This window comes from Stenotrophomonas sp. YJH_SMC_10, from assembly GCF_059371555.1.
Map to the genome: position 1 here is coordinate 11,912 of NZ_JCAFUS010000007.1, position 15,761 is coordinate 27,672.

Annotated in this window: 7 protein-coding genes and 1 riboswitch; of the genes, 5 read left to right on the forward strand and 2 right to left on the reverse strand. The window is 68.2% G+C overall.

Annotated features, from left to right (window positions below; translation table 11 throughout):
- Positions 1 to 71 precede the first annotated feature (71 nt).
- From glyS to AC5P9C_RS10825, 5 genes are all read left to right on the forward strand, one after another.
- Positions 72 to 2,147 carry a glycine--tRNA ligase subunit beta gene (glyS, locus tag AC5P9C_RS10805; RefSeq protein WP_049471098.1) on the forward strand — a complete coding sequence of 692 codons (2,076 nt, stop codon included), beginning with the start codon at positions 72 to 74 and terminating at the stop codon, positions 2,145 to 2,147.
- Positions 2,148 to 2,400: 253 nt separating this feature from the next.
- Positions 2,401 to 4,197 (forward strand): autotransporter assembly complex protein TamA, encoded by a 1,797-nt coding sequence (locus tag AC5P9C_RS10810; RefSeq protein WP_064239536.1) that lies wholly within the window; start codon positions 2,401 to 2,403, stop codon positions 4,195 to 4,197.
- Positions 4,194 to 8,051, forward strand: a complete 3,858-nt coding sequence (locus tag AC5P9C_RS10815) for a translocation/assembly module TamB domain-containing protein (RefSeq protein WP_312558407.1) — start codon at positions 4,194 to 4,196, stop codon at positions 8,049 to 8,051. Before AC5P9C_RS10810 ends, AC5P9C_RS10815 begins: the two co-directional genes overlap by 4 nt.
- Positions 8,052 to 8,188: 137 nt before the next feature.
- Complete coding sequence (locus tag AC5P9C_RS10820; protein WP_064239534.1) at positions 8,189 to 10,336, forward strand: S46 family peptidase; 2,148 nt, start codon at positions 8,189 to 8,191, stop codon at positions 10,334 to 10,336.
- 135 nt (positions 10,337 to 10,471) lie between these two features.
- The gene (locus tag AC5P9C_RS10825) at positions 10,472 to 13,918 is read left to right on the forward strand and encodes a hybrid sensor histidine kinase/response regulator (RefSeq protein ID WP_064239533.1); all 3,447 of its coding nucleotides are present in this window, start codon (positions 10,472 to 10,474) and stop codon (positions 13,916 to 13,918) included.
- A 162-nt stretch (positions 13,919 to 14,080) separates the two neighbouring features.
- Here the strand turns inward: AC5P9C_RS10825 and AC5P9C_RS10830 are convergent, their stop codons facing one another.
- The gene (locus AC5P9C_RS10830; protein ID WP_053504779.1) at positions 14,081 to 14,656 is read right to left on the reverse strand and encodes a manganese efflux pump MntP; all 576 of its coding nucleotides are present in this window, start codon (positions 14,654 to 14,656) and stop codon (positions 14,081 to 14,083) included.
- A gap of 88 nt (positions 14,657 to 14,744) precedes the next feature.
- A riboswitch (yybP-ykoY riboswitch) is annotated at positions 14,745 to 14,834 on the reverse strand.
- A 222-nt stretch (positions 14,835 to 15,056) separates the two neighbouring features.
- Positions 15,057 to 15,722, reverse strand: a complete 666-nt coding sequence (locus tag AC5P9C_RS10835) for a response regulator transcription factor (RefSeq protein WP_006477308.1) — start codon at positions 15,720 to 15,722, stop codon at positions 15,057 to 15,059.
- Positions 15,723 to 15,761 lie beyond the last annotated feature (39 nt).

Here is a 15,761-nt window from a genome sequence, read left to right on the forward strand (position 1 = left end):
ACCCGCTTTTCATCAACTACCCGGGGCGCCGGACGCGTCGCGCGCTGCGCCCCCACCACAGGATCGAACCGATGAGCCAACTGTCCCCCCTGCTGATCGAACTGGGTACCGAGGAGCTGCCGGTCAAGGCGCTGCCGGGCCTGGCCCAGGCGTTCTTCGACGGTATTGTCGAAGGGCTGCGCACGCGCGGCGTTGCACTGGATCTGGGCGATGCACGCCCGCTGTCGACCCCGCGCCGGCTGGCCGTGCTGCTGCCGGGCGTTGGCCTGGAACAGCCGGAACAGCACAGCGAAGTGCTGGGCCCGTACCTGAACATCGCACTGGACGCCGAAGGCCAGCCGACCAAGGCGTTGCTGGGCTTCGCCGCCAAGGCCGGGATCGACTGGACCGCGCTGGAGAAGACCACCGACAACAAGGGTGAGCGCTTCGTGCACCGTGCGGTGACCCCGGGCGCACGCACCGCCAGCCTGCTGCCGGAGATCCTGCGCGAGGCGATTGCGGCGATGCCGATTCCCAAGCCGATGCGCTGGGGCGACCACACCTGGGGCTTTGCGCGCCCGGCGCACTGGCTGGTGCTGCTGCACGGTACCGAGGTGGTGGAGGCCGAGCTGTTCGGCCTGCAGGCCGGCCGTGTCAGCCGTGGCCATCGCTTCCACCACGACCAGCCCGTGGCGCTGGCCCAGCCGCAGGATTACGTTGAAGCCCTGCGCGCCGCCTTCGTGCTGGTCGACCCGAGCGAGCGCCGTGCGCGCATCGTCGCCGAGGTCGAGGCCGCCGCGGCCAAGGCCGGTGGCAGCGCCCGCATCAGCGAAGACAACCTGGAGCAGGTGGTGAACCTGGTCGAGTGGCCGTCGGCGGTGCTGTGCAGCTTCGAACGCGCCTTCCTGGCAGTGCCGCAGGAAGCACTGATCGAAACGATGGAGATCAACCAGAAGTTCTTCCCGGTGCTGGATGCCGCCGGCACCCTCACCGAGAAGTTCATCGGCATCGCCAACATCGAATCGAAGGACGTGGCCGAGGTGGCCAAGGGCTACGAGCGGGTGATCCGCCCGCGCTTCGCCGATGCCAAGTTCTTCTTCGACGAGGACCTGAAGCAGGGCCTGGCGTCGATGGGCGACGGCCTGAAGACGGTGACCTACCAGGCCAAGCTGGGGAGCGTGGCCGACAAGGTGGCGCGCGTGGCGGTCCTGGCCGAGGTGATCGCGCCGCAGGTCGGCGCTGATCCGGTGCAGGCCAGGCGGGCTGCCGAGCTGGCCAAGAACGACCTGCAGTCGCGCATGGTCAACGAGTTCCCGGAGCTGCAGGGCATCGCGGGCCGCCACTACGCCGTGGCCGGTGGTGAGCCGGAAGAGGTGGCGCTGGCCATCGACGAGGCCTACCAGCCGCGCTTCGGCGGTGATGACATCGCGCTGTCGCCGCTGGGCAAGGTGCTGGCCATCGCCGAACGCGTCGACACGCTGGCCGGTGGTTTCGCCGCGGGCCTGAAGCCGACGGGCAACAAGGACCCGTTCGCCCTGCGCCGCAATGCGCTGGGCCTGGCCCGCACGATCATCGAAAGCGGCTTCGAGCTGGACCTGCGCGCGCTGCTGGCCAGCGCCAACGCCGGCCTGGCCGCGCGCAACGTGCAGGCCGATGTCGGCGAGCTGTACGACTTCATCCTCGACCGCCTGAAGGGCTATTACAGCGACAAGGGCGTGCCGGCCACGCACTTCAACGCGGTGGCCGAACTGAAGCCGGCCTCGCTGTACGACTTCGACCGCCGCCTGGATGCGATCGGCACCTTCGCCGCACTGCCGGAAGCCGAAGCACTGGCTGCGGCCAACAAGCGCATCCGCAACATCCTGCGCAAGGCCGAGGGCGACATTCCGGCGCAGATCGACCCGGCGCTGCTGCAGGAGGACGCCGAGCGCGCTCTGGCCGAAGCGGTCACCGCCGCCATCGACGACACCGGCGCCAGCCTGCAGCACAAGGACTACGTGGCGGTGCTGGCGCGCCTGGCCCGCCTGCGTCCGCAGGTCGACGCGTTCTTCGATGGCGTGATGGTCAATGCCGAGGATCCGGCACTGCGCGGCAATCGCCTTGCGCTGCTGACGATGCTGGGCGAGCGCCTGGGCAAGGTGGCGGCGATCGAGCATCTGTCGAGCTGATGCCCGTATCGGTAGTGCCGGCCACTGGCCGGCATTGCCACCGCGCATCGCATCGACCTGTGGATTGCCGGCCAGCGGCCGGCACCACCGGAACAACGGCGGATGTCCATCGGGGTCATCGCCGGCATCGCGCACGATGCCGGCATCCTCGCCTGCGATTGCGATGATCGCCACAGAGGCGCGTATTTTGACCGCCACTTAACAACCGATCCCCAATGGCGTGATGCATTTCGCATCGTCACCTTCGGTCGGTATGCTGTCCCGCATGCAGCCAAAGAAATACGCCCTGCCGCTGATGGTCCTGTCGCTGGCCGCCACCTCCGTGGCCCACGCGCGCGGCACCATCGACAAGGTGGACATCAAGGGATTGGACAAGGGCGACGACGCCGCAATCATCGAGAACATCCAGGAATCGCTGTCGCTGTACGACACGATCGGCAAGGAACAGGGCGAATCGCGCCTGGAGTACCTGCTGTCGCAGGCCGAGCGGCAGACCCGCCAGGCGCTGGAACCGTTCGGGTACTACAACCCGGTGATCAAGGTCGAGGCGCCGCGCGAGGATGAGCATGTGCGCGTCTTGATCCATGTCGACAAGGGCACCCCGGTGACCGTGCGCCGCGAGCACATCGACATTACCGGGCCGGCGATGTACGACCAGTACCTGCAGGACGACCTGGCCGCCTTCAAGCCGCGCAAGGGCCAGCGCTTCGAGCACACCCAGTACGAAGCCAGCAAGATCACCATCACCCGGCGCCTGGCCGAGCGCGGCTACTTCGACGCCGACTACACCCAGCGCCAGGTGCAGATCACCCGCGCCGACAACGCCGCCGACATCGACCTGACCTGGGACAGCGGCCGCCGCTACAACATGGGCCCGGTGCGCTTCCAGCAGGACTACTTCGTCGACAAGCTGTTCGATCCACTGGTCTACTGGGACCAGGGCAGTTACTACCACGAGGGCAAGCTGGACCGGCTGCGCGAGTCGCTGACCAAGCTGGACTACTTCAGCGTGATCGACATCCAGCCGCGCCCGGACCAGGCCGACGAGAACGGCGAAGTGCCGGTGGATGTGAAGCTGACGCGCGCCAAGCGCACCATCTACACCGCCGGCCTGAGCTACGGCAGCGAGAGCGGCCCGGGTGTGCGCGGTGGCATCGAGCGGCGCTTCCTGAACAACCGCGGCCACAAGATGAACACGCAGCTGGACTATGCGCAGAAGCGCAAGAGCCTGGTCACCAGCTACCGCATTCCGGCCTTCAACTGGCTCGACGGCTGGTACACCTTCGCCGCCAGCGCGTACGACGAGCAGACCGACTACATCGATCTGCGCAACTTCAAGCTGATCGCCAGCCGCAGCGGCGAGATCAACGAGCACTGGACCGCGATCGCCTCGATCAACGCACTGCGCGAGCGCTGGCGCTACGCGTCCGGCACCGAATTCACCGATGCCGTCTACAACACTTCGACGCTGGTGTACCCGCAGATGGTTGCCGACTACGTCAACGTCGACGACGAGATGTTCCCGCGCAAGGGCATCAGCGGCGCGGCGACGGTGCGTGCCGGCGTGGAAGGCGCTGGCTCGGATACCAGCTTCGTGCAGGCCAACGCCGTGCTGCGCTGGTACATCCCGGTGGGTGAAAGCAACCGCCTGATCCTGCGCGGTGAAGGCGGCACCACCTGGACCAGTGACCTGGTGGCGATGCCGCCGAGCCTGCGCTACTTCGCCGGCGGTGACCGCAGCATCCGTGGCTACGCCTACCGCGAAGTCGGCCCGCGTACGCCCAAACCCGACAAATACGCGCTGGGCGCCAAGAACCTGGTGATCGGCTCGGCCGAATACGAACACTATTTCAATGGCGGCCCCTGGGGCGCGGCGGTGTTCGTCGATACCGGCAGCGCCTTTGACAACACCATCGACCTGCACACCGGCGTCGGCTTCGGCGTGCGCTGGAAATCGCCGGTGGGCCCGGTGCGCATCGACGTGGCGCATGGCCTGAACAACCCGGATTCGCAGTTCCAGCTGTACCTGAACATCGGAGCGGACCTGTGAGCACGCCCGCACCGACCCCGAGCACGCCGCCGCCGCGCGTGCGCTTCTACCGCCGCCGCCGCTTCTGGGCATGGTCCGGGGTGGGCGTGATCGGCCTGGTGCTGCTGGCCCTGCTGGCGGTGTACTGGCTGCTGCAGACCGTGGCCGGCCGCGATGTGCTGCTGGCCCAGGTGGTGGCGCGCCTGCCGGTGGGCGCCAGCTTCACCTGGGACAAGGTGGACGGCCCGGTGGCTGGCCCGCTGACCCTGTACAACGTCGACTTCCGCTACGACGACATCCACTTCCACGCCGAGCGCGCGCACCTGGAGCCGGACCTGCGCCCGCTGCTGGGCCGCAAGCTGCTGCTGGACAAGCTGGAGCTGACCAACGCGACGTTGAACCTGGCCAAGAGCGATGAGCCCTTCAAGCTGCCGTCGTGGCCCGATTCGCTGCCGCAGATCGAGATGCCGCTGGCGATCCAGGCCGATGTCATCGCCATCGATGGCTTCCGCATCAGCCAGGCCAACGAGCCGGTGATCGACATCAGCCGCGTGCGTGGCGGCATCGAGATCGCCAACGGCGAGTTCCAGGCGCACAAGCTGGTCGTGGACAGTGACCTGGGCAACTTTACGGCCCAGGGCCGCTATATCCCGGCCAAGGACTACGACACCGACGTGACCGTGACCGCAGTGCTGCCGGCGCCGCGCGGGCGCACCGCCGCTACGGTGGGCCTGGTCGCACGTGGCGACCTGTCGCACATGGAAGTGGCCGTAGCCGGGCGCGCGCCGAAGCCGCTGCAGGCGATGCTGGTATTCGACGGCCGCACCGATCCGACCTGGAATGCCACGGTACGCAGCGACGAACTGGATCTGTCGCTGCTCTCGCCGGCATTGGCGAGCTCGGCGATTGCGCCGTTGTCGCTGGACTTCACCGCCGCCGGCAAGGGCGGCAATGCCAACCTGCGCGGCAGGGTGAAGCAGGGCGATCAGGAACTGGAACTGGCACCGTCGGTGGTGTCGCTGCAGGACCAGGTGCTGAAGGTCTCACCGCTGCTGGTGAAGGGCCTCGGCGGCGAAGCCCGCCTGGAGGGCACCGCTGACTTCAGCCAGGAAGGCCAGCAGAAACTCAATTTCTCCGTGGTCGCACGCGATCTGACCTACGTGCCGGCACCCGACCCGAACACGGCTGGCAGCGCACCGGTGCCGGTCACCCTGAAGGAAGCACGCTTCGGCCTGGCCGGTACCCTGAAGGCCTGGGCGGCGATCGGCCGTGCCGAGATCGAACGCGAGGCGCAGAAGGCGCAGCTGCAGTTCGACGTACGCGGCAATGACCAGGCCGCGTCGATCCACCAGCTGCAGGCGCAGACGCCGGGTGGCCAGCTGCAGGTGGAAGGGCAGGTGGCCTGGGCACCGCAGCTCGACTGGGATGCCAAGGCCACGCTGAAGGATTTCGACCCCGGCTACTTCGTGCCGGGCTGGAACGGCCGCCTGTCCGGCAACCTGGCCTCGAAGGGACGGCAGCTGCCGCCTCCAGCCAACGCTGCACCGGGCACGGCCGGCACGCTGGAAGCCACCGTCGACCTGCCGTCGCTGAAGGGCATCCTGCGCCAGCGCAACCTTGATGCACAGGGCAAGTTCGCACTGCAGGGCGCGCAGGGCCAGGGTGACCTGAAGCTGTCGCTGGGCAGCAGCCGGGTGACCGCGTCGGGCAAGGTCGGCGACCGCCTCGACATCGATGCACGTTTCGAACCGTTGCAGCTGAGTGATCTGCTGCCCGGTGCCGATGGTGGCCTGCGTGGCCAGGTACAGGTGAAGGGGCCGCGCGATGCGCCGGACATCACCGCCGACCTGGTCGGCAACAACCTCAACTGGGACGGCTACGGCGCCGAGAGCGTGAGCATCAAGGGCCACCTGCCGTGGCGCGGCGACAGCGGCGCGCTGGCGGTGCAGGGCCAGCAGGTCAACGCCGGCATGCTGCTGGAGCGCTTGAACGTGGATGCGCAGGGCAGTGTGTCCAACCTGCGCCTGGCTGCGCAGACCCGCAATGAGATGGGCGCGATCGAGCTGCAGGGCAGCGTGCGCCAGCAGGGTGCGCAGTGGCGTGGCGAGCTGGCCTCGCTGCGCGTCGCACCGGTGAAGGGCGATGCCTGGTCGCTGCGTGCACCGGCGGCGTTCGCGATCAACGGCAGCACCTACACCCTGTCCGAAGCCTGCCTGGCCGCCGCCAGCAGCGGCGCGCTGTGCGCACAGGCCAACTGGCCGCGCGAAGGCCTGGTGGTGCGCAGTGACGCGCTGCCGCTGGCGCTGGTGCAGCCGTGGCTGCCGCCACAGTCCGGCCGCCGCATCTATCTGCGCGGCGACGTCAGCCTGGACGCGCAGATCCGCCCGCGTGGCGCGGCCTGGGAAGGCCATGTGGAAGTGCGCTCGAAGGAAGGCGGCGTGCGCCTGGGCGAGAACCGCAACACCGTGGGCGATACCACCCGTGGCGAGCTGGTGCGCTATGACCAGTTCTCGCTGAAGCTCGACATGACCCCGGCCAGCATCAAGGGCTACCTGGGCATGGGCTTCCAGGGCAATGGCTTCGTCGACGCCAAGATGCAGACCGGCTGGGAAGCCAGTGCACCGTTGAACGGTGAGCTCTACCTCAACATGTCGCGGCTGTACTGGCTGGAGCTGTTCTCGCCGGACATCGTGCGCCCGACCGGCCTGATCGAAGGCCACGTCAGCCTGCGCGGTACGCGCGGGCAGCCGTCGCTGGGCGGCGACGCGCAGCTGAGCAACTTCAAGGGCGAATTCCCCGCGCTGGGCCTGACCTTCGACCAGGGCAAGGGTAGTTTCGTGGCCCAGCCCGACGGTTCGGCCAAGATCACCGCGCAGGCCAATTCGGGCCAGGGCACGCTGTACGTGGATGGCGGCCTGTCGTGGTTCGGTGATGCACAGCCGCTGCAGCTGAAGATCCACGGCGAGAACGTGCTGCTGTCCAACACCAGCGAGCTGCGCATCGTCGCCAACCCCAACCTCGACTTCACCCTGGCCAAGGCGGCGATGGAGCTGCGTGGCACCGTGCACGTGCCTGAGGCCGACATCGACCTGGAGCGCCTGGACCGCGGCACCTCGGTGTCCGAGGACGTGGTGGTGCTGGACCCGGCCGATCCGGAAGAGTCGCGCACCTCGCCGCTGGACATGGACCTGACGGTCAGCCTCGGCGACAAGGTGAAAATGACCGGGTTCGGCCTGAAGGGCGCGCTGACCGGCAAGATGCAGGTCTGGGCCAAGCCCGGCCGCGAAATGACCGCCAATGGCGGCCTGGAAGTGAGTGGCCGCTACAAGGCGTATGGGCAGGACCTGACCATCACCCGCGGCAACCTCAACTGGAACTACAACGCGGTGTCCGACCCGCGCATCAACATCCGCGCCGAGCGCCGGATCGGTGATGTCACCGCCGGCATCGACGTGACCGGGCGTGCGCAGCAGCCGCGGGCGGACGTGTGGTCCGATCCGGCGATGTCGCAGTCCGAGGCACTGGCCTATCTGGTGCTGGGACGCAGCCTGACCGGTGCCAGCAGCGACCAGGCGCAGCAGGTCAACGCGGCCTCGGCGGCGCTCTCGGCCGGCAGTGGCCTGCTGGCGTCGCAGCTGGGTGCCAAGCTGGGCCTGGACGATGCCGGCGTGAGCCAGTCGCGCGCGCTGGGCGGCTCGGTGATCGGCGTCGGCAAGTACATCTCGCCCAAGCTGTACGTGGGTTACGGCGTGTCGCTGGTCGGTGCCGGTTCGGTGATCACGCTGAAGTACCTGCTGCGCCGCGGGTTTGATGTGGAAGTGGAGTCGAGCACGGTGGAAAACCGTGGTTCGATCAACTGGCGGCGGGAGAAGTAGAGCCACGCCATGCGTGGCTGCGGTGATTGCCGGCCAGCGGCCGGCACTACCGTGCGCGTCGCCCCAACCATCGGCCGTTGCCCCATCGGTCCCCAGCGGCTATGGTCCCGGGCTGTTCTGTACTGCCGGAAACGCCGATGTCTGCCCGCAAAGCCCTTCCCACCGCCCTGGCCCTGGGCCTGACCCTCGCCGCCGGTGCCCATGCCGATGAAGGCATGTGGATGCCGACCCAGCTGCCGGACCTGGCCAAGCCGCTGCAGGCGGCAGGCTTCAAGGGCAATCCGGCCGACCTGGCCAATGTCACCGCGCCGCCGCTGAGCGCGGTGGTGCGCGCCGGTGGCGGCACCGGCTCCTTCGTGTCCGCCGACGGCCTGCTGCTGACCAACCACCATGTGGCGATGGGCGTGATCCAGTACAACAGCTCGCCCGAGCACGATTTGATCAACGGTGGCTTCATCGCCAACGGCCGTGCCGACGAGCGCCCGGCCAACCCGGACTTCCGCGTGCTGGTCACCGTCGGCTTCGACAAGGTGACCGACCAGGTGCTGGCGCAGGCGCGTGGCAAGACCGGCCGTGCCTACTTCGATGCCGTGGATGCCGCCAGCAAGCAGATCGTGGCCGAGTGCGAGAAGGACGGCAGCGTGCGCTGCTCGGTGGCCAACATGTACTACGGCACCGACTTCTACCGCATCGCCCAGCTGGAACTGAGCGACGTGCGCCTGGTGTACGCGCCGCCGCGTGCGATCGGCAACTACGGCGATGAGATCGACAACTTCATGTGGCCGCGCCACACCGGTGACTTCACCCTGCTGCGCGCCTACGTGGGCAAGGACGGCAAGCCGGCCCCCTACAGCAAGGACAACGTGCCCTACCAGGCGCCGGCGCACCTGCAGATGTCGGTCGAGGGCCCGAAGGAAGGCGACTACGCGATGCTGGCCGGCTACCCGGGCATCACCTATCGCCACCGCACCGCGGCCGAATTCGCCGGCCAGATCGATACCGTGCTGCCGCGCCGGGTGTCGGTGTTCCAGCAGATGATCGACACCATCGAAGCGGCCAGCGCCAAGGACGCGCAGGCCCGCACCCGCTACGCCTCGCAGCTGCAGTCGCTGAAGAACAACCGCAAGCGCGCCGCCGGCGAGCTGGAAGGCCTGCTGCGCAGCGACGCCAAGGCCCAGCGTGCCGCCGACGAGCGGGCCATGCTGGCCGCCACCGACCGCAGGTACCAGGGCGACATCAAGGCGCTGCTGGCCAACCTGTCGCAGGGCGCGGCGGTGGGCGAGCGTGACCTGCTGCTGGAACAGATGGCCGCACAGAGCCAGCTGCTGCGCTCGGCGCTGCTGCTGGAACGTCTGCGGATCGAATCGGCCAAGCCGGACGCACAGCGCGAGAGCGGCTACCAGCAGCGCGACCAGGCGATGATCGAAGGCGTGCTCAAGCAGGTCCAGCGTCGCTACGCGCCCGAGGTCGAGAAGGCCCTGCTGACCACCCTGCTGACCCGCTACCAGCAGCTGCCCGACGCGCAGCGCGTGGCCGAGTTCGACGCGGCCTTCGGCCGTACCCCGCAGCAGTTGGCCACGGCGCTGGACACCCTGTATGCCGGGACCCAGCTGGGCGATGAGGCGCAGCGCCTGTCGCGCTTCGCGGCTGCGCGCGAAGGCAAGGCCCTGGCCGCCGACCCGCTGATCGCCGTGGCCGGCCCGCTGGTGGCCGCGCAGCTGCGCATCGAGAACGAGAGCAAGACCCGCGAAGGCGAGCAGCTGCGCCTGCGACCGGCGTACATGCAGGCGCTGTTCGCCTGGCGTGCCAAGCAGGGCCGCGCGGTGTACCCGGATGCCAACCGCACCCTGCGCATCAGCTACGGCAAGGTCGAGGCGCTGCACCCGCGCGATGGCGTGACCTACTCGCCGGTGACCACCGTTGCCGGCATCGTCGAAAAGAACACCAACGCCTATCCGTTCGATGCGCCCAAGCCGCTGCTGGCGGCGATCGCCAAGGGTGATTTCGGCAGCACCGCCGACCCGGCGCTGAACACCCAGACGGTCAACTTCCTGACCAACCTGGACACCACCGGCGGCAACTCCGGCTCGCCGGTGCTCAATGCCAAGGGTGAACTGATCGGCCTGAACTTCGACAGCAACTGGGAGTCGGTCAGCGCCAGCTGGTGGTTCGACCCGCGCTACAAGCGCGCCGTGCACGTGGACATGCGCTACCTGCGCTGGCTGCTGGCCAAGGTCTACCCGGCACCGGAACTGCTGAAGGAAATGGGCGTGCCGGCCCAGTAAGACGCCGGCCACGACCCACGGTCGTGGCCCGCACCACGTAGGCCCCCACCCTGGTGGGGGTGGTTGCCCCCAACGCGCCCGCACCCCCGGCCACGCCTGGCCTACACTGCGGGTTCTTCCGACGGAAACGCGCGCGTGGTCTCCAGCTGGATCCTGCTGCTGGTCTCGGTTGCCTATGCCGCGCTGCTGTTCGGCGTGGCGTGGTGGGGCGACCGTCGGCCGATGTACCCCGACCGGCCGTGGCTGCGGCCGGTGGTCTACAGCCTGGCACTGGCCGTGTACTGCTCGTCGTGGACCTTCTACGGCGCGGTCGGCACCGCCGTGCGCAACGGCGTGGGCTACCTGCCGATCTACATCGGCCCGCTGCTGCTGCTGCTGTTCGGCTGGCGCATCATCGAGCGCCTGGCGCTGATCGCGCGCAGCCAGAACGTGGTCTCCATCGCCGATTTCATCTCCTCGCGCTTCGGCCGCTCGCGGCGGCTGGCGGCGCTGGTGGCGATCATCGCGTTGATCGGCATCATTCCGTACCTGGCCCTGCAGTACAAAGCGGTGGCAATGAGCCTGCAGGTGCTGACCGGCAACACCGGTCCCACCGGCTTCTTCACCGATCCGGCGCTGTACGTGGCCCTGCTGATGGCGCTGTTCGCCACCCTGTTCGGTACCCGCCAGGTCGATGCCACCGAGCACCACCACGGCATGATGCTGGCGATTGCCTTCGAATCGGTGATCAAGCTGCTGGCGATGCTGGCCGTGGGCGTGTTCGCCTACCTGTGGCTGAGCAACCGCACCGACGCGGTGGTGCAGTCAGTGCATACGCTGTTCACCGGCCTGCCGCCGGTGGGCTTCATCTCGCAGACGCTGCTCAGTTTCCTCGCCATCATCTGCCTGCCGCGCCAGTTCCACGTGGCCGTGGTCGAGTGCGGTGACGTGCGCGACGTGCGCCGCGCGCGCTGGATGTTCGGCGGCTACCTGGTGCTGATCTCCGGCATGGTGCTGCCGATCGCCACCGCCGGCGTGACCCTGTTCGGCACCGGCGGCAGCGTGGCCGACGACTCGATGGTGCTGGCCCTGCCGCTGGCCGAGGGCCGCAACGCGCTGGCGCTGATCGCCTACGTGGGCGGCTTCTCGGCGGCCACCGGCATGGTCATCGTGTCGTCCATCGCCCTGGCCACCATGGTCAGCAACGACCTGGTGATGCCGGTGCTGCTGCGTCGCAGCGGCGACCACCAGGAGGCGGCCGACGTCGCCTCGCGCGTGCTGTGGATCCGCCGCCTGGCGATCCTGCTGCTGGCGCTGATGGCCTACAGCTACTACCGCACCAGCAGCAACGACAGCACGCTGGCCTCGTACGGTCTGATGGCGTTCGCGGCGGTAGCGCAGTTCGCGCCCGGCCTGATCGGCGGCCTGTACTGGCGCGGTGCCAGCCGGCGCGGCGTCGAGGTGGGCATGCTGCTGGGCTTTGCCACCTGGCTGTACACCCTGCTGCTGCCGGCGATGACCATGGCCGGCTGGGTCGATGCCGCCTGGGTGCAGCACGGCCCGTTCGGCATCGAGTGGCTGCGCCCGCAGCAGCTGTTCGGCATGACTGGTTGGGATCCGCTGACCCATGGCACGTTCTGGTCGCTGCTGGTCAATGCGGCGACAATGATGCTGGTGTCTGCACGCTGGCGACCCGGCGTCGACGAGCGCCTGCGCGCTGCGCCGTTCCTCGACCCGTATGCCGAGCGCCCGTCGGTGGCCGGTGGCTGGCCCGGCCACGTGCACGTGGGCGACCTGCTGGCGCTGGCCTCGCGCGTGGTCGGCGAGCGCCACGCACGGCGCTCGTTCTTCGAGCAGGCACAGTCGCTGGGCCGCGAGCTGCAGTCTTCGGCGCCTGCGGACCGGCCGTGGGTGCAGTTCACCGAGCGCCTGCTGGCCGCGTCGATTGGTGCGGCCTCGGCGCGCCTGCTGCTGACCAGCCTGCTGCGTGGTTCGGGCATGGACCTGGGCGAAGTGGTGGCGGTGCTCGACGAAGCCGGGCAGGAGCTGCGCTTCAACCGCGAGATCCTGTCGACCACGCTGGAGAACATCAGCGCCGGGGTCAGCGTGGTCGATCCGGACATGCGCCTGACCGCGTGGAACCGGCGTTACCAGGACATGTTCGGCTACCCCGACGGCATGCTCTATGTGGGCCGCCCGGTCGCTGACCTGATCCGCTACAACGCCGAGCGCGGCGAGCTGGGCGAGGGCGATATCGAAGTGCAGATCAATCGCCGCATCGGCTACATGCGCGCCGGTTCGCCGCACGTGTTCGAGCGCACGCGCAGCGACGGCAAGGTGATCGAGATGCGCGGCCAGGCGCTGCCCGGCGGCGGTTACGTGACCAGCTACAACGACATCACCGACTACAAGCACGCGGAGAAGGCGCTGCTGGAAGCCAACGAAACGCTGGAACAGCGCGTGGCCGAGCGCTCGCATGAGGCCGAGGTCGCGCAGCAGTCGAAGACCCGCTTCCTGGCGGCGATCAGCCACGACGTGCTGCAGCCGCTGAACGCTGCGCGGCTGTTTGCTTCCGCACTCCGCGACAGCGACCATGTGAGCGATGAACAGAAGCACCTGGCCGAACGCGTGGATGCGTCGCTGCGTGCGGCCGAAGAACTGCTCGATGGCCTGCTGGATGTCTCCCGGCTCGATGCCGGTGGCCTGCACCCGGTGATCGGCGAATTCGACGTGAGTGCGTTGATGCGCGAGCTGGCGGCGCAGTACACCCCGGTCGCGGCCGGCCGTGGCCTGCGCCTGGACCTGTTCACGCGTCCGGCCTGGGTGCGCAGCGACCGCCGCCTGCTGCGGCGCGTGCTGCAGAACTTCCTGGCCAACGCGCTGCGCTATACCCGCCAGGGCCGCATCGTGCTGGCGGTGCGCCAGCGTGGCGATGAAGTGGAGCTGCAGGTCTGGGATACCGGCCCGGGCATTCCCGAGCACCACATGCGGCAGATCTTCGATGAGTTCCATCGCTACCAGCAGCCGTTCGACTGGGGTGAGCAGGGGTTGGGCCTGGGCCTGTCGATCTGCCAGCGCATCTCGCGCCTGCTCGACCATCGCCTCAGCGCGCGCAGCCGGGTCGGCAAGGGCTCGATGTTCTCGATCATCCTGCCGCGGGTGGCAGCGCTGCCGGGCTATACGGACCTGGCCGCGCCGGTACAGGCTGTAGCGGCACCCGTGCGCAGCGACTCGCTGGCGGGCCTGCGCGTGCTCTGCGTGGACAACGACGAGGAGATCCTCGACGGCATGCGTGCGCTGCTCGGTCGCTGGCAGGTGCAGGTGATCACCGCCGCCACCGTTGACCAGGCACTGGAGAAGATCGCCGAGCGCCCGCAGGTGATGCTGGTGGACTACCACCTGCACGACCGCATGGACGGCCTGGATGCACTGGTGGCGTTGCGCCAAGCAGCCGGTTACCCGCTGCCGGGTGCGCTGCTGACCGCCGATGGCCGCGACGAACTGAAGCGGATGGCACGCGAGCGCGGCTACCGCGTGCTGACCAAGCCGATCAAGCCGGCCTCGCTGCGCGCCTTCCTGGGCGCGCTGCGCGACGCGCAGTAGTGCCGGCCGCTGGCCGGCAACCACGACGTGAAACCATGCCAGGCAAGTCGGCATCTACCAGAGCTTCATCAGCCCGGCAGTAGATCCACGCCATGCGTGGATGTGACGTCTGGTAGTGCCGGCCGCTGGCCGGCAACCACGCAATCGCTCGCTCTCGGCGTTTTACCCCACGCCGTGCAGGTGCTCGTACAGGATCGTCGCGCCGATGATCACCAGGATCACGCCACCGATGATCTCGGCACGCTTGCCGACCATGCTGCCCAGCACGCGGCCGAGCATGATGCCGACGGTGACCATGGTCAGCGTGCACAGGCCGATGACCGTGGCCATCACGCCGATATGCACGTCCATGAAGGCCAGGCCGATACCCACCGCCATCGCGTCGATGCTCGTGGCGAAACCGGTCAGCGCCAGCTTCCAGAAGCCGTGGTGCTGCGAGGGGTCTTCGTCTTCCTCGGCACTGTCCGGGCGCAGGCCGTTGTAGATCATGTGGATGCCCAGCGCGCCGAGCAGGCCGAAGGCGATCCAGTGGTCGAAGGCTTCGACGTACTGCAGCGCGGCGCGGCCCAACAGCCAGCCGATGATGGGCGTGATCGCCTCGATGACGCCGAAGATGATGCCGGCACGCAGTGCATCGCGGAACACCGGCTTGCGCATGGCCGCACCTTTGCCGATCGCCGCGGCGAAGGCATCGGTGGACATGGCAAAGCCGATCAGGAGGATCGAAATGGGGGACATGGACAGCTGCTGAGGTCGGGCAAGGACGGACGCACGGCCTGCGCTCGCGCCCAACCTGACGTTGCGCGCGCGGGCCGCTGGTCTCGCCAACCATCATGGTTGTCCACGCCACGGCGCACTGGCCGAGTATGTTGACGTGGACGATTCCTGCGAAGGAATCCGGCTACTCCCCAAGGGGACGCGAAGCTTAGCACCGCGATTCGTGCGTGGCGCATTTCCAGCGAAACGCGCAGGCAGGGCTGGTTTGTATAGCGATGGCTATATCGCGAGCGCAGCGGTGCCGGGTAGTGCCGGCCGCTGGCCGGCAGCTGCGTCGGTAGAAACGTGCCAAGCAAGCTTGGCACCTACCAGGGCGTTTCAAGGCGTTCCAGGTGACTGCCGGCCAGCGGCCGGCACTACCTCAATCTTCTTCCGGCGGCAGCACGATGGCGTCGTCGTCGATCGCCAGCTTGCCGGCCATCAGCACGGCCTGGGTGCGGTTGGTCACGCCCAGCTTGCGCAGGATGGCGGTGACGTGGGCCTTGATCGTTGCTTCGGAGACATTGAGGTCGTAGGCGATCTGCTTGTTCAAGCGGCCGGCGCCCAGCATCTGCAGCACGCGGAACTGCTGCGGGGTCAGCTCACGCAGGCGCTGGCCGACTTCGCGTTCTTCGCTGCCGGTGGGCGGCACGTTGTGCGCCTCCGGCGGCGCCCAGGTTTCGCCATCAAGAATGGTACCGAGTGCGTGGCCGATGGTGTCCGAGTCGGCGGACTTGGGAATGAAGCCGAGCGCGCCGTGGTCGAGCGCGCGGCGCATCACCGTGGCTTCTTCGCGCGCGGACACCACCACCACCGGCAGGTGCGGGTGCAGCGAGCGCATGTGCACCAGCGCGTTGAAACCCTGTGCGCCAGGCATGTTGAGGTCCATCAGGACCAGGTCGGCGTCGTTGTGCTGGTCGGCCAGTGCATACAGCGCTTCCACGCTGTCGGCCTCGAACAGCTGCACGCCGGGGATGACCCGCTGTACCGCCCCGCGCAGGGCTTCGCGGAACAGCGGGTGGTCATCGGCAATCAGGAGGGTGGTCATGGTCGGGGGGAACCGTGGGGGGAAACTGCATGGGGCCAG

Excerpts from the sequence above, each read along its gene's own strand:
- AC5P9C_RS10820 (WP_064239534.1), top strand. The coding sequence starts at position 8,189 with ATGTCTGCCCGCAAAGCCCTTCCCACCGCCCTGGCCCTGGGCCTGACC.
- glyS (WP_049471098.1), top strand. The coding sequence starts at position 72 with ATGAGCCAACTGTCCCCCCTGCTGATCGAACTGGGTACCGAGGAGCTG.
- AC5P9C_RS10810 (WP_064239536.1), top strand. The coding sequence starts at position 2,401 with ATGCTGTCCCGCATGCAGCCAAAGAAATACGCCCTGCCGCTGATGGTC.
- AC5P9C_RS10830 (WP_053504779.1), bottom strand. The coding sequence starts at position 14,656 with ATGTCCCCCATTTCGATCCTCCTGATCGGCTTTGCCATGTCCACCGAT.
- AC5P9C_RS10835 (WP_006477308.1), bottom strand. The coding sequence starts at position 15,722 with ATGACCACCCTCCTGATTGCCGATGACCACCCGCTGTTCCGCGAAGCC.